General features: G+C 66.5%; 16 protein-coding genes. 9 read left to right on the forward strand and 7 right to left on the reverse strand.

Annotated elements, in window-relative coordinates; genetic code table 11:
• The first annotated feature begins 72 nt into the window (after positions 1-72).
• Complete coding sequence (locus tag RPPS3_RS22385) at positions 73-1,530, forward strand: MFS transporter (RefSeq protein ID WP_107346011.1); 1,458 nt, start codon at positions 73-75, stop codon at positions 1,528-1,530.
• Between the two features lie 107 nt (positions 1,531-1,637).
• Here the strand turns inward: RPPS3_RS22385 and RPPS3_RS22390 are convergent, their stop codons facing one another.
• Positions 1,638-2,618 carry a magnesium transporter CorA family protein gene (locus tag RPPS3_RS22390; RefSeq protein ID WP_107346012.1) on the reverse strand — a complete coding sequence of 327 codons (981 nt, stop codon included), beginning with the start codon at positions 2,616-2,618 and terminating at the stop codon, positions 1,638-1,640.
• Positions 2,619-2,963: 345 nt separating this feature from the next.
• Here RPPS3_RS22390 and RPPS3_RS22395 point away from each other — a divergent pair, with 345 nt between their 5' ends.
• A complete protein-coding gene (locus RPPS3_RS22395; protein WP_107346013.1) occupies positions 2,964-3,647 on the forward strand; it encodes a L,D-transpeptidase in 684 nt (227 codons plus the stop codon).
• A gap of 207 nt (positions 3,648-3,854) precedes the next feature.
• Here the strand turns inward: RPPS3_RS22395 and RPPS3_RS22400 are convergent, their stop codons facing one another.
• Positions 3,855-4,934, reverse strand: coding sequence for an extensin family protein (locus RPPS3_RS22400; protein WP_107346014.1), 1,080 nt, complete (start codon positions 4,932-4,934; stop codon positions 3,855-3,857).
• A 120-nt stretch (positions 4,935-5,054) separates the two neighbouring features.
• On the opposite strand from RPPS3_RS22400, the gene RPPS3_RS22405 reads away from it, so the two are divergent.
• From RPPS3_RS22405 to RPPS3_RS22415, 3 genes are all read left to right on the forward strand, one after another.
• Complete coding sequence (locus tag RPPS3_RS22405) at positions 5,055-6,683, forward strand: fatty-acid--CoA ligase (RefSeq protein WP_107346015.1); 1,629 nt, start codon at positions 5,055-5,057, stop codon at positions 6,681-6,683.
• 449 nt (positions 6,684-7,132) lie between these two features.
• Positions 7,133-8,305, forward strand: coding sequence for an acyltransferase family protein (locus RPPS3_RS22410; RefSeq protein ID WP_234820029.1), 1,173 nt, complete (start codon positions 7,133-7,135; stop codon positions 8,303-8,305).
• A gap of 198 nt (positions 8,306-8,503) precedes the next feature.
• Positions 8,504-9,349, forward strand: a complete 846-nt coding sequence (locus tag RPPS3_RS22415; protein ID WP_107346016.1) for a DUF1499 domain-containing protein — start codon at positions 8,504-8,506, stop codon at positions 9,347-9,349.
• Between the two features lie 71 nt (positions 9,350-9,420).
• Here RPPS3_RS22415 and RPPS3_RS22420 read toward each other — a convergent pair whose 3' ends face one another.
• From RPPS3_RS22420 to RPPS3_RS24545, 5 genes are all read right to left on the reverse strand, one after another.
• Positions 9,421-9,708 (reverse strand): cysteine rich repeat-containing protein, encoded by a 288-nt coding sequence (locus RPPS3_RS22420; protein ID WP_234820031.1) that lies wholly within the window; start codon positions 9,706-9,708, stop codon positions 9,421-9,423.
• Positions 9,709-9,804: 96 nt separating this feature from the next.
• Positions 9,805-10,248: a periplasmic heavy metal sensor gene (locus RPPS3_RS22425; RefSeq protein ID WP_107346018.1), complete on the reverse strand. Its 444-nt coding sequence runs from the start codon at positions 10,246-10,248 to the stop codon at positions 9,805-9,807.
• A complete protein-coding gene (locus RPPS3_RS22430) occupies positions 10,245-10,670 on the reverse strand; it encodes a hypothetical protein (RefSeq protein WP_107346019.1) in 426 nt (141 codons plus the stop codon). Before RPPS3_RS22430 ends, RPPS3_RS22425 begins: the two co-directional genes overlap by 4 nt.
• Positions 10,667-11,416, reverse strand: a complete 750-nt coding sequence (locus tag RPPS3_RS22435; RefSeq protein ID WP_107346020.1) for an RNA polymerase sigma factor — start codon at positions 11,414-11,416, stop codon at positions 10,667-10,669. Before RPPS3_RS22435 ends, RPPS3_RS22430 begins: the two co-directional genes overlap by 4 nt.
• Positions 11,298-11,648: a hypothetical protein gene (locus RPPS3_RS24545; RefSeq protein WP_159060704.1), complete on the reverse strand. Its 351-nt coding sequence runs from the start codon at positions 11,646-11,648 to the stop codon at positions 11,298-11,300. The genes RPPS3_RS22435 and RPPS3_RS24545 overlap by 119 nt, the downstream gene beginning before the upstream one ends.
• Positions 11,649-12,184: 536 nt before the next feature.
• On the opposite strand from RPPS3_RS24545, the gene RPPS3_RS22440 reads away from it, so the two are divergent.
• The 4 genes from RPPS3_RS22440 to RPPS3_RS22455 all read left to right on the forward strand — a co-directional run bounded on the left by RPPS3_RS22440 (position 12,185) and on the right by RPPS3_RS22455 (position 18,361).
• Entirely contained in the window at positions 12,185-13,876 is a 1,692-nt protein-coding gene (locus RPPS3_RS22440) for a methyl-accepting chemotaxis protein (RefSeq protein WP_107346021.1), read from the forward strand.
• Positions 13,877-14,086: 210 nt separating this feature from the next.
• A complete protein-coding gene (locus RPPS3_RS22445; protein ID WP_107346022.1) occupies positions 14,087-15,679 on the forward strand; it encodes a hypothetical protein in 1,593 nt (530 codons plus the stop codon).
• The gene (locus RPPS3_RS22450; RefSeq protein WP_107346023.1) at positions 15,669-16,904 is read left to right on the forward strand and encodes an ATP-grasp domain-containing protein; all 1,236 of its coding nucleotides are present in this window, start codon (positions 15,669-15,671) and stop codon (positions 16,902-16,904) included. Before RPPS3_RS22445 ends, RPPS3_RS22450 begins: the two co-directional genes overlap by 11 nt.
• A complete protein-coding gene (locus RPPS3_RS22455) occupies positions 16,901-18,361 on the forward strand; it encodes a pyridoxal phosphate-dependent decarboxylase family protein (RefSeq protein WP_107346024.1) in 1,461 nt (486 codons plus the stop codon). Before RPPS3_RS22450 ends, RPPS3_RS22455 begins: the two co-directional genes overlap by 4 nt.
• Positions 18,362-18,398: the final 37 nt, after the last annotated feature.

Genomic DNA, 18,398 nt, shown 5'->3' on the forward strand with positions numbered 1-18,398 from the left:
AACAGTATAACTTAATCCATAGTAACAGATAAAATTGCGTGCGAGGCAACTTTCATCGCTTCTGGAGTTGCCATGACTACCGATGTTTCGACGCGCTCTTCCGCCGGACCCTGCCCGCCCCGCACAAGCCCCTCGGGCCTGGCACTCGCAATCCTGTTGCTCGGCGGATTCCTGACCGTCTTCGACCTGTTCGTCGTCAACGTGGCAATTCCGTCGATGCAGCGCAGTCTCGGGGCCGATTTTGCCGAGATCGGTTTTGTCATCGCCGGCTACGAGCTGGCCTTCGGCGTTCTGCTGATCGCGGGCGGCCGGCTGGGCGATCGTTACGGCCGGCGCCGGCTGTTCTCGGCCGGCATGATCGGTTTTGCTGCAACCTCGCTCCTGTGCGGCATCGCGCCCGATATCGAGAGCCTGATATTCGCGCGGTTCTTGCAGGGCGCAGCAGGCGCGATGCTGTTCCCACAAATCTACACTTTGTTGCGTGTGATGTATGACGAGCAGGGGCGCAGCCGGGCCTTCGGCCTGCTCGGTATGACTCTTGGCTTGGCGGCGATCTCCGGCCAAGTGCTCGGCGGACTCATCGTTGCCACCGACCTGTTTGGGTTGGGCTGGCGGATGATCTTTCTCGTCAATTTACCGATCGGGATCACCGCCGCGCTGCTGGCGCAGCATATCCCGGAATCCCGCACGGCGAACGCGCCTGGCGTGGATTGGCTTGGGATCTGTCTCGCCACAGCAGGGCTTCTTTTCGTGCTGCTGCCGCTGCTCGAGGGGCCGAATCTCAGGTGGCCGCTCTGGACTTTTGCCAGCGCAGCTGCGGCCTTTGCGCTGATAGCAGCATTCCTGCTGTGGCAGGATCGGCTCGGAAAGCAGGGCGGTGATCCGACGATCGACATCCGCCTGTTCCGCAATACCAACTTCTCTGTCGGCTCGCTGGTGGTCTTCCTGATCTATTCGACCGCCACGTCGCTATTCCTGAGCTTCGCGCTGCTGGTCCAGTCGGGATTCGGATTGACTGCGTTCGAAAGCGGCCTGCTGTTCGCACCGGCCAGCGTCGGCTTCGTGGTTGCCTCGCTGCTGGCGCCGGCACTGGTCACCCGGTTCGGACCCATCGTCCTTGTGTGCGGAGCGCTGACCTATGCCGCGGGCATCGGCTGGCTGATTGTGACCGGCAACAGCCTCACGGATCGCGGCGATGTATTTGCCTTGCTTTCGCCGCTCATCCTGTTCGGCTTCGGACAGGGCCTCTCGATGACGCCGCTCCTGAACATGGTGATCGGCACTGTCGCGGAGCGCCATGCCGGCATGGCTGCCGGCATCATCTCGACGATGCAACAGATCGGAGGCGCCTTTGGCGTGTCCATTGCCGGCATGTTCTTCGTCACCATCGTGGCGGCAAAGGACTCCAGGATCGTCGCGCGTCCCCTTGATTACGCTGACGCTTTCGCCGGTGCGATGCTCTACAATTTTACGGCGGTGATTAGCGCCGCCATCCTGCTCGTTTTATTATCACGCCGTAAACCGCGGTGATGCGCGGCCTCGCGCCACAGCGGTCGCGCGCCACTCGGAATAACGAGCCGAGAAATATGGGGGCGAAATCCCAGGCTCCACTTTAGCTCCAGCCGGATCACTCCGGCTCACAACCACTTCTTCCACTTGAAGAACATGTACGGCAGCACCGCGGCCAGCAGCATCATGCCGAGTGCCATGGTGTACCCGTGCTGCCATTCGAGCTCGGGCATGATCTTGAAGTTCATGCCGTAGATCGATGCGATCAGGGTCGGCGGCATCAGCACGACGGCCATCACCGAGAACAGCTTGATGATGTTGTTTTGCTCGAGATTGACCACGCCGAGCATCGCATCGAGCGTGAAGGTGATCTTGTTCGACAGGTAGCTGGCGTGGTCGGTCAGCGACAGCACGTCGCGCTGCATGGTCTTGAGCTGGGTGCGCAGTTCCTTGGTGCGCTTGACGCCGTCGCCCTCGACCGAGAGGAACGCCACCACCCGGCCGATCGAGACCAGGCTTTCGCGGACCTTGGAGACCAAGTCGCCCTTGCGGCCGATCGCGATCAGGATGTCGGAATAGCGCTTGGGGTGGCCGGTACGGGCGGCCCCCTCCGGCTCGAAAATCTGGCGGCTGACGTCGTCGACGTCGGCGCCGGCGCGCTCCAGGATGTCGGCGCAGCGGTCGATCACCGCGTCGAGCAGTTCGAACAGCACGCTTTCGCCGCTGCTGCCCGAGCCGGGCGCCCGCGCCAGCCGGCTTTCGACCACAGCGAACGGGCGCGGCTCGTCATAGCGCACCGTCACCAGCCGGCGGCCGGCCAGAATGAACGTCACCGGCGACAGCCGCGGCGAGGTGGTGTCGGCGCCGCACATCAAGCTGGCGGTCATATAGCGGGCACCGTTCTCGATATAGAGACGGCTGGAGATCTCGATCTCCTGCATGTCTTCCCGGGTCGGAACCTCGATCCGCGCCAGCCGCTCCACCGCCTTGTCCTCGTCGGCCGTCGGCCGATCGAGGTCCACCCACACCGTGTCCTCAGGCAGCGCCGCGAGATCCTCCGCAGTGGCGCGCTTCAGGGTGGCTTCGGCGGGGGCGAAGAAAGCAAGCATGGCAACTCCAGGCTGGGACAGGATTGGTCAGAGGGGGCGCGGCCGGGGACCGCGGCCGCCGGCGGCAAGTGTGACACAGCGCGGCGGGACAGCCGACGCATTTTGTGGCCAGGGCGTGGCAGCGCCATGACAATGCACCGCCGAACAGCGCACCCGTTGCTCGAAAATTAATCGGCGGCCGGATTCTATGCGGCAGAAATGCAACAACGCTGCGGCCACGTTACGAACGGCTCGCCGAAATGCTGGCAAACCAGCGGGTTTGCGAGATACTAACAAGAAGAATCGTGGAGTTTCGCGGTGTCTCCCGGCGTGCGGTGGCGCGCCTGATCGTGATTGGAATTGATAATGGCCTTGAACGGAACGAAGCTGGGACTGCTGGCGCTTGCCGGCCTGCTGCTGTCGGGTTGCATGCAGACGACCTATCAGGCCGCCCCGGAAGCCAACCTGAAACCCAATGACAAGGCCCAGCTCGCCAAGGCGCGCTACGCCAAGGTGTCGGTGCCGGAACCGTTCCGCCGCGCGATCGTCGATTATCATCGCAAGGAAGCCCCCGGTACCATCGTTGTCGATTCGGACAACCACTTTCTGTATTACGTGCTCGATAACGGCAAGGCGCTCCGCTACGGCGTGACCGTGGGCGAAGAGGCGCTGGCGTTCTCCGGCATCGCCCGGGTCGGCAACATGGCCGAGTGGCCGAAGTGGACCCCGACCGCCGACATCCACAAGCGGATCGAAGGCCTGCCGGCTTCGGTGCCCGGCGGCATCGACAACCCGCTCGGCGCCCGCGCGCTGTATCTCTACCAGGGCAACAAGGACACCCTGTTCCGGATCCACGGCACCAACCAGCCGGAATACATCGGCGCCTCGATCTCCTCGGGCTGCATCCGCATGACCAACGAGGACGTCATCGACCTGTACAACCGGGTGAAGATGGGCACGATCGTCGTTGTGCTCGACCCGAAGCAGGGCGACTCGCCGATGAACTCGAAGATGGCCCTGCAGGGCGGCAGCGGCACCGCGACCCAGTAATCGCGCCGCGGCTCACCCCGCCAGAGTTTGAAAAAGCGCCGGTTTTCCGGCGCTTTTTTATTGGCGGTGAGGTGATGGGGACGCTTGGCCCCACTGTGGGCCGCATGTGATCCGCGGCAGCTCCGCAGTCGCTGAGCGCTCCCTCGCCCCACGCGCGGGCGAGATAAGCCTCGCTGCGGGTAAAGATGAGCCTCGCGCAGGGAAAGATCACGCCGGTGGGCGTGTCGGCACCGGCTTGCTGCGCGCCGCCGGCTTGGTGGCCGGCGCCGCTTGCGGCTTGAGGTCGATCGGCTTGCTCGCGGCCGGCTTCGCGGAGGTAGCTTTGGCCTTGGCGCGCTTGGCCGGCTTCGGCGGCGGAGGCGGCGGGGTCTCGGCCTGTTCGCGTTCAACCTCCTCGGCCGGGACCTGCTCGGCGGCCTCGGGCTGTGACGGAGCAGTTTGCTGTGGCGCGCGCTCCTCGTCGGCGGCGACTTCGCGCGGCGGCGCTTCGGCGGGACGCGGCAGCGGCATCACCGGCGCAATATTCGGCAGGCCCTCGTACAGCGCCCATTGGCACATCCGGTAGCCGCCGCGGCGTTCGGCGAGATCGAGGTGGATGTGATCCTCGTGATAGCCGTCCGAGCCCGGGCCGAGCACGGTGGTGAAACGCGCGCACACCGACTGCATCACCGTTTCGCGGGTGGCGCGCGGTGCATCGCGGTCGGTCAGCGAAATCATCCGCCCGTCGGCCAGCTTGATGCCGCGGACGTCGAGTGCGTTGGCGCGGCCGTGCTCGCTGAGTTTGGCGCCGCGCACCCGGTTGCGGCCGCGGCATTCATAGGAATCGAAATTGTCGAGATCGGCGACCCGGCTGCCGAGCGAGGCGCCGAGCGGCGCGATGTCGGCGCGCACCCAATCGGCGATCGCCCGCGCCATCCCGCAGCGCAGGGTCGCAGCCGGCGACACCGACACGCGGCGGCCGTCCGGCAGCACCACCGCTTCGAGCCGCACCAGATCCGGCCCGCCGCAGGCGCCCGGCCCGGTGATATCCGGAATGCTCGGCGCGATCGCGATCTGCTCGGTCAGCGCCAGGCGGCATTCGGACGGCGGCTTCGTAGCCGCCGCCGCGTCGGCTTTGGCGGCGGGCGCGCTGTCCGGCGCGGCGGCTTCCGCAGGCGCGGACTCGTCCTCGCCGGGCTCGGCCTCGCGTGCATTGATCTGCGGCGCTTCGGCCGGACGCGGCTTTGGCAGCGGCACGTGCTCTCGCGCGCCGGCGGCCGAGGTGCCGCCTGCAACCAGCGCGATCATCAGGACCCAGAATGGCGCTTTGCCGCGGAGCGCCTGAAAACAAGACCGTTTTCCGCAAAGCGGGTAAGCGCTAAAGTCAGCACCAATCCCAAGGGGATAACGAACAGGAGGAAAATTCGGATGCTTGGACTGATGCAAGACTGGCCTTTGCTGTGTCATCGGATCATCGAGCACGCGGCCCGGATCCACGGCAACCAGGAGGTGGTCACCCGCTCGGTCGAGGGTCCGATCGTCCGCACCACCTATGCGCAGATCCATCAGCGGGCACTGAAAGTCAGCCAGATGCTGGATCGCGCCGGCATCAAGCTCGGCGACCGCGTCGCGACGATCGCCTGGAACACCGCCCGGCATCTGGAATGCTGGTACGGCATTATGGGAATCGGCGCGATTTGCCATACGGTCAATCCGCGGCTTTTTCCGGACCAGATCGCCTGGATCGTGAACCACGCCCAGGACCGGGTGATGATCACCGATCTCACCTTCGTGCCGGTGCTGGAGAAGATCGCCGACCAGATTCCGAGCGTGGAGCGCTTCGTGGTGCTCACCGACGCCGAGCACATGCCGCAGACCACGCTGAAGAACGCGATCGCGTATGAAGAGTGGCTGAAGGAAGCCGACGGCGACGTCGAGTGGAAGACCTTCGACGAGAACACCGCGGCGGCGATGTGCTACACCTCCGGCACCACCGGTGATCCGAAGGGAGTGCTGTATTCCCACCGCTCCAACGTGCTGCACGCGCTGATGGCCAACAACCCGGACGCGCTCGGCACCCGCGCCGCCGACACCATGCTGCCGGTGGTTCCGCTGTTTCACGCCAATAGCTGGGGCATCGCGTTCTCGGCTCCGTCGATGGGCACCAAGCTGGTGATGCCCGGCGCCAAGCTCGATGGCGCGTCGGTCTATGAGCTGCTGTCGACCGAGAAGGTCACCCACACCGCCGGCGTGCCGACCGTGTGGCTGATGCTGCTGCAATATATGCAGAAGGAAAAGCTGACGCTGCCGCATCTGAAGATGGTGGTGTGCGGCGGCTCGGCGATGCCGCGCTCGATGATCAAGGCGTTCGTCGACATGGGCGCCGAGGCCCGCCACGCCTGGGGCATGACCGAGATGAGCCCGCTCGGCACGCTCGCCACACTGAAACCGCCGTTCGACCAGACCACCGGCGACGCCCGGCTCGACGTGCTGGCGACCCAGGGCTACCCGCCGTTCGGCGTCGAGATGAAGATCACCGACGACGCCGGCAAGGATCAGCCGTGGGACGGCAAGACCTTCGGCCGGCTGAAAGTGTCGGGCCCGGCGATCGCCAAGGCGTATTACCGCGTCGACAAGGAGATCCTCGACGACGCCGGCTTCTTCGACACCGGCGACGTCGCGACCATCGACAAGGACGGCTACATGCGGATCACCGACCGCTCCAAGGACGTGATCAAGTCCGGCGGCGAGTGGATCTCCTCGATCGACCTCGAAAACCTCGCGGTCGGCCATCCCAAGGTGGCGGAAGCGGCGGTCATCGGCGTGTATCACCCGAAATGGGACGAACGCCCGCTGCTGATCTGCCAGCTCAAGCCCGACGTCACCTGCACCCGCGACGAGATCCTGCAGTACATGGACGGCAAGATCGCCAAATGGTGGATGCCCGACGACATCGTGTTCGTCGATGCCATCCCGCATACGGCGACCGGCAAGATCCTGAAAACCGCGCTGCGCGATCAGTTCAAGACCTACACGCTGCCGGGCGCGGCTGCGTAGGGGCTTAGCACGCAACGCTGGCTCACTGCCTACGGCGCCCTCACCCCAACCCTCTCCCGCAAGCGGGAGAGGGAGCGCGCAGCGGCTGGGTCTGAGACCTCGGCTCCATCGCAACTTCCGCAGCTCAGTGCCGACCCCCAACCTCTCCCCGAGGACAGCGTAACCTCTCACGCTTGCGGGAGAGGTCGGATCGCGTAGCGATCCGGGTGAGGGGACTCCTCTCCACGTGTCTCAAGCTCACTGCCTACGGCGCCCTCACCCCGCCCCTCTCCCGCAAGCGGGAGAGGGAGCGCGCAGCGGTTGGAGCGAGCGCGCCCTCCACTTTAACATCCGCACATTTGCTTGAACGTGCCGCTGCCGCTCGTCATTTCGGGCGCAAAGGCTGACGCCTTCCGATATGACCGGCTCGTACGAATGATGCGGTGATCGAGCGGCGAGGGAGCGCCACGATGCAGATGGGTGTGGGGGCTCAGCCTGTGGATGTGCGCCCCCAACCCGCCGCCGAAGCTCGGCCGGGCCGCAACAGCGGACTCGACGCGCTGCGGGCGGTGATGACTCTGCTGGTGCTGTTTCATCACACCGCGATTACCTACGGCGCCAGCGGCGGCTGGTTCTATCATGAGGTGACGCCCAACGGATCGCTGTCGTCGCAACTGTTGACGATGTTCGTGGCCACCAATCAGGCCTACTTCATGGGCCTGTTCTTTCTGCTCGCCGGCTATTTCACCCCGGCCGCCTTCCGCACCAAGGGCAGCTCGGCTTATTTGCGCGACCGGCTGCTACGGCTCGGCGTGCCCCTGCTGCTGTTCGGATTGGTGATCGGGCCGTTGACCGTCGCACTTGCCGGGCTCGCCAGCGGCCATGCGTTCTGGCCGACGCAGCTGACGCTGTGGCAGCGCGGTCGGTTCATCGAAGGTCCGCTGTGGTTTGCCGAGGCACTGCTGATCTTTGGGGTCGCGGCAGTGCCCTGGCTGCTGCTTTCCCAACGATCCACGGCCCCACAAGCCACCGTGGCTCAGTTTCCTTCCAACATCACACTGGCGATCCTGGCGGTGCTCACCGGCGCCGCAGCGTTCGTCCTCCGGCTGTGGTGGCCGGTCGGGACGAGTTGGCACGGGCTGCAGTTCGGTTACTTCGCCAGCTACGTCGTGCTGTTCGCTGCCGGATGCTTGGCGGCGAGACCACGCTGGCTGGAGCGAATCCCACGACGCACCGCAAGGATCTGGTTTGGCATCGCGCTGGTGAGCCTGCCGTTGCTGCCGCTTTCCGCCGGAGTGTGGCCGCCGGGCCCCACCAACTCGTCCGACGGTGGTTGGACGATCCCGGCGGCGATCTACGCCTTTTGGGAGCCGCTGGTGGCTTGGGGGCTGATCCTGCTGTTGCTGGTTGTGTTTCAGCGCCGATATCAGCATCTCGTCCTGCGATGGCAGCAACTCGCCGCGCGGGCCTACACCATCTACATCATCCATCCACCGGTGCTGGTCGGATTAGCGCTCGCCTGGCGCAGCATGACGGCGCCGCCGCTGCTCAAGTTCGCCGTGACAGGCATCGCCACCTGCGTCGCCTGCTTCCTGCTGGCCGGCCTGATTCTGCGGATCCCACGAATTCAGAAGATCCTTTAAGGCCGGCCGGCGCCGAGCCGCCGCCCGCCGACTTTTCTCGCGAGACCGGCAGGAATCACTTCCAGCAAACTCGGAGCGTCCGCCCTTCCCCGGCGCTCAGGTTCCCTCTCCGGCCTTGAATTCGGCTGCCGCCCGTGGTCTCAACGGAGGCTCCTGCGGCGCGATGTCTGCCGCGATCAACCCGGCAGTCCTCACGCGATGGCGCGCAGATTTTCCGCTCCGTATCTGAAGGAGCCCGTCTCCGGACTCGCCACCTGGGCCCGCAATCTCGCGGTGTTCTCCGCGGTGGCGACGCTGGTGTCGATCGGTGTGGTGCGATTCGGCTTTCTCGAAATGCGCCCGGCGATGGCGACCTGGTTCGGCGCGCTGGCGCTGGCCGGGGTGTCGATCCTGCTGGCGCTCGCCGGGTTCGCGGCGATCTGGCAAAATGGCTCGCGCGGCATCCCGCGCATTCTGCTGGCGCTGCTGCTGGACGCACTGATCCTCGCCTACCCGGCCTATCTCGGCTGGCAGTACCGCAGCCTGCCGGCGATCCACGACATCACCACCGATTCGATCGATCCGCCGCAGTTCGAGACCCTTGCGCGGCTGCGGGTCGGCGACGACGTCAACACCGCGGTCTATGCCGGCCTGTACTCCGCCGAGCGGCAGCGCGCCGCCTATCCAAACATCGAGACGCTTCAGGTCGAGATGCCGGTGCAGCGCGCCTATGACATCGTGCTGCAGCTGGTGAACCGGCGGAAATGGCGGGTGGTCGACGAGCGCCCGCCGCAGCTGCCGAAGCGTGAAGGCCATATCGAGGCGGTGGCACGCACCACCATCCTGAGCCTGCCCGAAGACGTGGTGATCCGGCTGCGGCCGGACGGCGAGGACACCCGGATCGATATTCGGTCGTCGTCGCGCTATTTCGAAAGCGACCTCGGCAGTAACGCGGCGCGGATCGCCAAGCTCACCGAGGACATCAACACCGCGGTCGAGAACGCGCCGACCCCGAAGGCCGAGCCGGCCGCCAAGCAGCCGGCCAAGGCGAAAGCCAAGAAGTAATCAGGCGCCGGCGCGATCCGCGCCGACGCCCGCAATGGACTGAATTCAGCAGAGGCCGAGACCCGCGCCGCTTACTTGTCGGCGCCGCCGAGCGCCTGTTTGCACGGATCGGACAGCGCGCTGAAATTATCGTTCAGGCACTTCTTGATGCGGCCGCCGCCCGGCGACACCCCGTTGCAGAGCTTCTGATAGTCCGCCTTGCAGGCTTCGCGCGCCGCACCGCGATCTTGCGCGCTCGCCATCTGCAGGGTCAGCATCAGCGCCGCGACCACGCAGGCCGCGGCCAGCGTTGCCCGCACCAGCACGTCGGGCGCACGGAACAGCGGCGCGGGACGATCGGACCGGTTCGAAGTGTTCATTCGTTGCACCATGGCGAATCCTTGGGTTCGAAGTGGACGCCGTCGAGGCGGATGTAGTTGATACCTTCAAGCCCGTCCGATCCTTCGCGCGCCAGTTCAACGAAACAGCCGGCCGGCGAGTTGCCGGCGTCCTTCCGGAGAAATCTGCTCCAGCGTCTCGACGAAGGTGTCGATCATCGCGTCGCCGACCTTGCTGCGCTTGTCGCGCGCGTTCTCGACCGCAGCGCGGAGCGCCGGCTTGTCGAGCTCGGGCTGCGCGGCGAGATTCAAGGTGGTGCGCAGCGCCGCCACGTAGTCGCGCTGCAGCGGCTGCAGCGTCACCTGCTTGGCATTGAAGTTGCGCCACAAGATGTCGGCGTCGGCCGGCGGCAGGCGCGAGGCGACGCGCTCGATCAGCCGCATCGGCATGCCGGCATGCGGCGGCGTCCATTGCGGCCGCAGCCACTGCGCGCCGATATAGGCGCCGAGCGCGACGTTGATACACAGCGAGGCCAGCAGCAGCCAGCGCTCCGGGGTGAAGCGGCCGAGCGAGATCGTCATTGTGGACTCCACAGCGTCACGGCGGAGGAATCGAACACCGCATCCATCGCCGCGATCGCCTCCTGCGAATGGTGATAGGGCAGCGTGCCGGCGAGCCACAGGCCGACCAGCGCCGAGCAGGCGAGGCTGCCGACCGGCAGCAGCGAGGTGGGCTGCAGCAGCCGGCGATACCAAGGCTCCCGCGCCTCGCCGGCGCCGATCCGTTGCAGCACCCCCAGCGCGACCCGCCCTGCCCGCGCCGGCGCCGGCGCCACCTCCGGCGGCATCGCCAGCAGCGCGTCGAACGCGCTCGCTTCGCGCAGCACCGCGGCGCCCGGTTCGGTGGCGGCGACCAGCCGCGCGGCGCTCCGCGCCTCCGCCGGCCAGCGTTCGATGTCGCCGCCCCAGGTGTCGGCCAACTGCCTGAATTGATCGAGCGTCATGCCCGCCTCCTGTCGTCCTGTCGTTTCTCGACTGCTTTCTTGAGCGTCAGCCGCGCCCGCCCCAGCAGCGACTCGAATGCCTTCGGGCTGAGATTCATCGCGCGGGCGGCCTCTTCGCCGGACAGCCCTTCCATATGAAACAGCGCGATCGCACCGCGCTGCCGCTCCGGCAGTTCGGCCAGCGCCGCCTCCAACAGCCGCTGCTGCTGCGCGGCGATCAGAGCTTCGACCGGCGCCGGGTCGGCCGACGCCACCTCGGCGGCATCCTCGATCGGCGCATGCCTCGGCTTGCGGGTGCGATCGAAGCTGAGGTTCAGCACGATCCGGTACAGCCAGGTCGAAAACCGCGCGATCTTCGGATCGAACGACGACGCCTTGTTCCACACCCGCAGAAACGCCTCCTGGCCGATGTCATCCGCTTCGGCCGGATCGCGGACGATGCGCTGCGCGAGCCGGATGGCGCGGGGCATATGGCGCGCCATCAGCACGCGAAAGGCCTGCTGCCGGCGCTCTGCGACCGCCAGCATCAGCACCTCGTCGCTATCGTGTTCGATGCTCAACGGTCGAAGCCCGCCGGCCTGAGCCGGCGCGCCCCGGTTGAGCTTGATAATCGCCGCCGGCACGCGGTCAGCACGGCCGCCAGGCGCCGGCGATCCAGCATTGCCGCGGCACCGGCACCACGGGCGCGCCCGCGACCACCACCGGCGCGCCGTAAACCGGCGCCACCGCATACGGCCGCACCACATAATAAGGTGCGGGCCGGTAGTACGGCCGGCGATAATAGCCGCAGCCGGGATAAACTCCGACGCCGCGCCAGCCGCCCCGGACGCAGGCCACGGTTTCGATCGGCAGCGCGGTTGGGGCGGCAACCGCCGCCGAGGGGCTCACGGGCGCCAGCGGCGCGGCGATCGCCGCCGCGCCGGCGAAGGCCAGTGTTGCAGAGACGGCGAGCGCCGCAGTCCTGATCGGTTTGCGCATCACGACATCCTTCCCTGGTCGAAGATTGGCCCGGCAGACCGGGCCGATGTCGTGAATACGGGGCCAAGAGGGATTTCCTTCGGGAGGTCACGAGGGTTGTGCGGCCAAAAGTATCACTTCGTAGAATACCGAGGTATGGACCACTCACCTACGGTATCCTTGTGTAGAATTCCGCACCATTCTCAAGCTGGAGTTGAGTAGCACTCTTATTAGTTGAGGCCCGTCTTTACTAAAACGATAGTGTTTGGATCGCATGGTTTGTGGAAATACTGGCCCTGCTACCTATTCGTCGCAACGGCCAGACCTGCTGATACCCTTGGGTGACACAGGACGTCTCCTCATCCGAATCCGTCAGGCGTTGCGCACGCGCGTCCGATGTGTCCGGTCCGATCAGCATCCGTTGTCGATGCGATCTTCGAGAGAGACATAAGGCAAGACACAGGGCGCGAGCGGCCTGTGAGCACCCATCGGAAATTGCACTGCCGCACGGACTGGCTGCGAAGCCGGCCGCACGTCGTTATTTTGGAGCTCGATTAATGCTGTCTCGACTGCACTTGACTATCGGCCGACGCATCTACTTGCTGATCGGCCTCGGTTTTATCGGCCTTCTCGGCCTCACATTGTTGGATTCCCGCGAGCTGGCGACCGGCCTGCAGCAACAGAAACAGATCGAGCTCAGGCATCTTGCCGAATTGGCCGTCAGCTTCGTCAAGGACGAACATGACGCCGCGCAGCGTGGTGAGATCAGCACCGACGAGGCGCAGAAGCGCGCCCAGGCGCGGATCGCCAAGCTGCGCTACGGCGGCAACGAGTACTTCTTCATCACCGACATGCAGAGCAAAATGCTCATGCATCCGATCGCCAAGCAGCTGATCGGGCAGGATCAATCCAGCGCCAAGGACCCGAACGGCAAGATGCTGTTCGCCGAGATGGTCAACACGGTTCGCCGCAGCGGAAGCGGCTTCGTCGACTACGTCTGGCCAAAGCCGGGCTCCGACAAGCCGCAGCCGAAGCTGACCTTCGTGACCGGCTTCGAACCGTGGGGCTGGGTGATCGGCACTGGCGTCTATATCGACGACCTCGACGCCCAAACCTGGAACGCGATGCAGCACTCGCTGATCGCAGCCGCCCTAGTGCTGCTGATCACCATCGCGGTGTCGGTGTTCATCGCGCGGCGGATCACCAAGCCGATCCAGGCAATGACGGGCGCGATGAAGGATCTGGCCGGCGGCCGCATCGACATCGAGGTGCCGGGCATCGGCCGCCACGACGAAATCGGCGAGATGGCGGAAGCTGTCGAGGTGTTCAAGGTCAACGCGCAGGAACGTCGGCGGCTCGAAGGCGAGCGGCAGGAGATGGAAGCGCGCGCCGAGGCCGAGCGCCGGGCTCACGCTAACCAGGTTGCCGAAGCATTCGAGCGCGCCATCGGTGAGATCGTCGAGACCGTCTCGGCGGCCTCGGACGAGCTGGAGGCTTCGGCCACCACGCTGACCCGCACCGCCGAGCAATCGCAGGAGCTCGCGACCGCCGTGGCCGCGGCCTCCGAAGAAGCCTCGACCAACGTGCAGTCGGTGGCATCGGCGACCGAGGAGATGTCGTCGTCGGTCAACGAGATCAGCCGCCAGGTCCAGGAATCGGCCCGGATCGCCCACGAAGCAGTCGACCAGGCGCGCCAGACCAACGGCCGCGTCGAAGAGCTCGCCAAGGCGGCCTCCCGGATCGGCGATGTGGTCGAACTGATCAGCACCATTGCGGGTCAGACCAACCTCTTGGCGCTCAACGCCACCATCGAGGCGGCGCGCGCCGGTGAAGCCGGTCGCGGCTTCGCGGTGGTTGCCAGCGAGGTCAAGGCGCTGGCCGAGCAGACCGCCAAGGCCACCGGCGAGATCACGCTGCAGATCAACGGCATCCAGGCGGCGACCGACCAGTCGGTGGCGGCCATCAAGGAGATCGGCGAGACCATCGCCAAGATGTCGGAGATCTCGTCGACGATCGCCGCTGCGGTCGAGGAGCAAGGCGCGGCGACGCAGGAGATCTCCCGCAACGTCCAGCAGGCGTCGCTCGGCACCCAGCAGGTGTCGTCGAACATCACCGACGTGCAGCGCGGGGCGACCGAGACCGGCGCGGCCTCGTCCCAGGTGCTTGCGGCGGCGAAGTCGCTGTCCGGCGACTCCAACCGGCTCAAGGTCGAAGTCTCGAACTTCCTGGATTCGGTCCGCGCCGCCTAACCGTCTCCGATCCCATTGCCACGGCCGGCGCCTCCCAAGGCGCCGGCCGTTTGCATTTCGGGGTCATTAAGCCGGCCCGCCTGCCCCTACCCGTAACCGCACGAGGTCTTGGTAAAGCCGGCATTAACCAAGCCCGTTTACAGATTGGTGAGGTTCCACCGTCGCCGCCTCTCGGCGCGACGGATCAGCGCCGGGCGAGGTAAGCGAGCGATGGCCCATCCCGGAAGTCTCATCCGCCCGGCGGACAGCCGGCCGCCGATCGATCCGGCCCTGCGGCCGCAATCACCGCTGCGCGAGCTGTTCGCTCCGCTGGACCAGCTGCTCGCCTGCGGCGGCGACGCCCGGATCGACCTCGATCCAGCGACCCGCCGCAACGCCTATGGCTGCAGCCCGTCACCGGCCCCGGAGATTCCCAGTTTCTCGTCCTGCACCGCCAGCACGATCTCGCTGCGCGGCTACGACGCCGCCAGCCGCGCCCGCGACGCGCTGATGTCGTCGGCGATGCTGCATGGCCTGATCGAATGCTTCGACGACCGCGTCGAAGCGATGCGCGGCGAACTGAAAGCGCTGCTCGGGCTCGATCACACCGCCACCGAGATCGTGTTCACCTCCTCCGGCACCGACGCGCAATTGGTGGCGCTGGCGATCACCCGCGCCCTGCTTGGCGACGACCTCGTCAGCGTGATCGCGGCCTCCGATCAGACCGGTACCGGCACCGTGTTCACGGCCCGCGGCCTTCACTTCGGCGCACGCAGCGCCAATGGCGTTGTTGCAACGCGCGGCGCACCGATCGCCGGACTCGGACCGGTGCGCAGCATCGGACTACGATTGCGCGACACCGATGGTCGCATCCGCTCGCCCTCGACGCTGGACGCCGAGACGCTCGACATCGTCGAATCCGCGGTGGCGCAAGGCGCGCGGGTGATGCTCGAAGCGATGGACTGCTCCAAGCTCGGCCACACCGGCCCGAGCGACCGCTGCCTCGCCGAGATCGCCACACGCTGGCCCGGCCGGGTGCAGATCGTGATCGACGCCTGTCAGGCCCGGCTCGGCAACCGCCGCATCGCGGCGCTGCTCGACCGCGGTTTCATTGTGCTGCTGACCGGATCGAAGTACTTCGCCGGTCCCGCATTCAGCAGCGCGGTGCTGCTACCGCCGCAGCTCGCCCAAGTCGTCGGCGCGCTGCCGCGGCTGGCGCCGGGACTTGCCGACTATCTCGGCCGTAGCGATTGGCCGCAGCGCTGGCAGGCGCTCCGCGCGCAGTTTCCGGCCGAGCCGAATTTCGGCCAATGGCTGCGCTGGGAAGCTGCGCTCGAAGAGATCCGCGCTTACGTGGCGGCGCCCGCAAAGCTGCGCCGCGATGTCGTGCGCCAACTCGGCGAGGACTTCGCCAAACTGATTGCCGCCTCACCGTCGGCGCGGCTGCTGCCGCCGCAATCCCCCGCCGGGCGCGGCGATGAATTCGCTCGGCCGACGATCTTCGCTTTCACGCTGCATAGCGACGGGCATCCGCTCTCGCTGGCCGATTGCCGCGCGCTGCACCGCGCCCTCGCCGAGGGCACCGCGGGCCACGCCGCGTGCCTGCTCGGCCAGCCGGTCGGCTGGGGCGACCGCCATGACGACGCGGTGGCGGCGCTGCGGCTGTGTATCAGCGCCCGCCACATCATCGACATTCACGCCGATCCCGGCGCGCAGGGCCGCATCGTCGCGGATGCCGCAGCCGCGATGGCCACGCTCGAAGCGCTGCTGCGCCAGCCCTCTGTTTCCACCGACAACGCCGCCAAGGAACATCATGTCCACTAACCCCTCCCAGCTTGTCGCCGCCGACCGGATCGGCTTCGCCCGCCTGACCAAGCGCGCCTTCGACGGCGAGAATCTGTATCCGCTGTGGCAGGAGCTGATGAGCAAGACCGACGCCGGCACCGCGACGCCCGGCGAGCAGCTCGATCTGGCGCTGATCACGCAATTGTTCGGCCACAAGCAGGCCGGCCTGTCGGTGCAGACCGAGACGCTGAAGCAGCAGCAGCTGTTCCGCTCGCCCTGCGCCAGCAACAATCCGCGGCTGCGGGTGCTGGCGCTGGCCGCCGACATCGACATGGGCGGCAACACCCCGATCGAATTCCTGCTGCAGGATTCCGGCATCGAACTGCAGACACTGTATGTGGTCGACGGCGTGCCGCTGCCCGATCCGCTGCCGGCGCACGACGTCGCGATCGTGATCGCCTCCGACTCCGACGAATGCATGAGCGCGCTCGCGGCGATCGAAGCGCGCGTCGCCGACTGGCCAGCGCCGCTGCTCAACCCGCCGCACCTGATCCGCCATCTCGACCGCGACAAGCTGTACCGGCTGATCGGCGACATCGAAGGGCTGGAGATCCCCGACACCATCTCGGTCGGACGCGATACGCTGGTCGCCGCCGCCAACGGCTCGGCGATGCTGCCGGAGATGACCGGCGGGGTCGATTTCCCGATCATCGTCCGGCCGCGCGGCTCGCATGCCGGCTTCGGCCTCGCCCGCATCACCGACAGCGTCGCGCTGCTCGACTATCTGCGCGACCGCCAGGAGAGCGATTATTTCATCGCACGCTACGTCGATTACGCCAGCGACGACGGCCAGTTCCGCAAATATCGCGTCGTGGTGGTGGACGGCAAACCGTATGCCTGCCACATGGCGATCGCCAATCGCTGGGACATCTGGTACCTCAACGCCGGGATGGCCGAGGACGAGGTCAAGCGTCTCGAGGAAGCTGCGTTCTTCCACACCTTCGATTTCGGTTTCGCGCTGCGCCACAAGACCGCGCTCGACGGCATGATCGAGCGGATCGGGCTCGATTACTTCACCATCGACTGCGCCCAGACCCCACGCGGCGATCTGCTGGTCTTCGAAATCGACAACACCGCGGTGGTCCATGACATGGACAGCCCCGAGCTCTATCCCTACAAGCCGCCGCAGATGCACAAGATCTTCGACGCCTTCGCGTCGATGCTGGAGCGACGCGTGGCATCGCGTCTGACGAGCGTGGCGTGAGCGACGCGGACCGCGCCGGCGCGAATGCCGGCGCAACGAGCCTCGATCCTGACAATTGGGACGCGCTGCGCGCCGATGCGCATCGCATGCTCGACGACATGCTCGACTACATCGCGGGCGTGCGTGACCGTCCGGTGTGGCAACCGATCCCGCCCGCGGTGCGCGCCGGCTTCGCCGAGCCGCTGCCGCGCCAGGGCACGCCGCTGCCCGAAGTCTATCGCCGCTTCACCGACGAGATCGCGCCTTACGCCACCGGCAACGTCCACCCCGGCTTCATGGGCTGGGTGCATGGCGGCGGCACTGCGGTCGGGATGCTGGCCGAAATGCTGGCGGCGGGGCTCAACGCCAATTGCGGCGGCCGCGACCACATCGGCATCGAGGTCGAACGCCAGATCGTGCGCTGGCTGCGTGAATTGTTCGGCTTTCCGCAAACCGCCAGCGGCGTGTTCGTCACCGGCTCGTCGATGGCGAACTTCATGGCGCTGCTGGTTGCGCGCACCGCCGCGGTCGGACCGCAGGTGCGCGAGGGCGGGCTGCCGGGCGAACGGCTCACCGCCTACGCCTCCGCGGCCGCGCACGGCTGCGTCGTGCAGGCCGCCGATCTGGCCGGAATCGGCCGCGGCGCGCTGCGGCGGATTCCATTCGGCAAGGATCATCGCATCGATATCGACGCGCTGAAGCGGCGGATCGCGCAGGATCGCGCAGCCGGCTGTCAGCCGTTCCTGGTGACTGGCTCGGCCGGCACCGTTGACGTCGGCGCGATCGACGATCTCGCGGCGCTTGCAGACCTATGCCGCGACGAAGGGCTGTGGTTTCACGTCGACGGCGCCTACGGTTCACTCGGCATGCTGTCGGACGAAATCGCGCCCAAGCTGAACGGCCTGTCGGACGCGGATTCGATCGCGCTCGATTTCCACAAATGGGGCCAGGTCAACTATGACGCCGGCTTCCTGATCGTGCGCGACGGCGAGCAGCACCGGGATACGTTCGCGGCGCCGGCCGCTTACTTGCGGCGCGAGACCCGCGGCCTCGCCGGAGGCTCGCCGTGGCCGTGCGACTACGGCCCCGACCTGTCGCGTGGCTTCCGCGCGTTGAAGACATGGTTCACGCTGAAGACCTTCGGCGCCGACCGGATGGGCGCGATGATCGCCCAAACCTGCAAGGTGGCGCGCTATCTCGAAGCCCGCGTCGAACGCGAGCCGCAACTCGAGATGCTGGCGCCGGTGACGCTGAACATCGTCTGCTTCCGCTATCGCGCCGCACCGAACGTGATGGACTCGCTCAACGCCGAGATCGTCGCCGACCTGCACGAATCCGGCATCGCCGCGCCATCCTCGACCACGATCGACGGCGCTTTGGCGATCCGCGCCGCAATCGTCAACCACCGCACGACGTTTGCGGATGTCGACCGGATGGTGGATGCGGTGCTGCAATTCGGCAAGAAGCGGGCTGGGTAGTCAGCTTTCCGCGGGTGCAGCGGCACTGAGCACCCCC

The organism is Rhodopseudomonas palustris, assembly GCF_003031265.1.
In the GTDB taxonomy this organism is placed as follows: Bacteria; Pseudomonadota; Alphaproteobacteria; order Rhizobiales; family Xanthobacteraceae; genus Rhodopseudomonas; species Rhodopseudomonas palustris_H.

Excerpts from the sequence above, each read along its gene's own strand:
- RPPS3_RS22415 (WP_107346016.1), top strand. The coding sequence starts at position 8,504 with ATGGCGCGCAGATTTTCCGCTCCGTATCTGAAGGAGCCCGTCTCCGGA.
- RPPS3_RS22440 (WP_107346021.1), top strand. The coding sequence starts at position 12,185 with ATGCTGTCTCGACTGCACTTGACTATCGGCCGACGCATCTACTTGCTG.
- RPPS3_RS22435 (WP_107346020.1), bottom strand. The coding sequence starts at position 11,416 with ATGTGGTGCGGCCGTATGCGGTGGCGCCGGTTTACGGCGCGCCGGTGG.
- RPPS3_RS22450 (WP_107346023.1), top strand. The coding sequence starts at position 15,669 with ATGTCCACTAACCCCTCCCAGCTTGTCGCCGCCGACCGGATCGGCTTC.
- RPPS3_RS22395 (WP_107346013.1), top strand. The coding sequence starts at position 2,964 with ATGGCCTTGAACGGAACGAAGCTGGGACTGCTGGCGCTTGCCGGCCTG.
- RPPS3_RS22425 (WP_107346018.1), bottom strand. The coding sequence starts at position 10,248 with ATGACGATCTCGCTCGGCCGCTTCACCCCGGAGCGCTGGCTGCTGCTG.
- RPPS3_RS22420 (WP_234820031.1), bottom strand. The coding sequence starts at position 9,708 with ATGAACACTTCGAACCGGTCCGATCGTCCCGCGCCGCTGTTCCGTGCG.
- RPPS3_RS22390 (WP_107346012.1), bottom strand. The coding sequence starts at position 2,618 with ATGCTTGCTTTCTTCGCCCCCGCCGAAGCCACCCTGAAGCGCGCCACT.
- RPPS3_RS22445 (WP_107346022.1), top strand. The coding sequence starts at position 14,087 with ATGGCCCATCCCGGAAGTCTCATCCGCCCGGCGGACAGCCGGCCGCCG.
- RPPS3_RS22400 (WP_107346014.1), bottom strand. The coding sequence starts at position 4,934 with ATGATCGCGCTGGTTGCAGGCGGCACCTCGGCCGCCGGCGCGCGAGAG.
- RPPS3_RS22410 (WP_234820029.1), top strand. The coding sequence starts at position 7,133 with ATGCAGATGGGTGTGGGGGCTCAGCCTGTGGATGTGCGCCCCCAACCC.
- RPPS3_RS24545 (WP_159060704.1), bottom strand. The coding sequence starts at position 11,648 with ATGCGCAAACCGATCAGGACTGCGGCGCTCGCCGTCTCTGCAACACTG.
- RPPS3_RS22430 (WP_107346019.1), bottom strand. The coding sequence starts at position 10,670 with ATGACGCTCGATCAATTCAGGCAGTTGGCCGACACCTGGGGCGGCGAC.
- RPPS3_RS22405 (WP_107346015.1), top strand. The coding sequence starts at position 5,055 with ATGCTTGGACTGATGCAAGACTGGCCTTTGCTGTGTCATCGGATCATC.
- RPPS3_RS22385 (WP_107346011.1), top strand. The coding sequence starts at position 73 with ATGACTACCGATGTTTCGACGCGCTCTTCCGCCGGACCCTGCCCGCCC.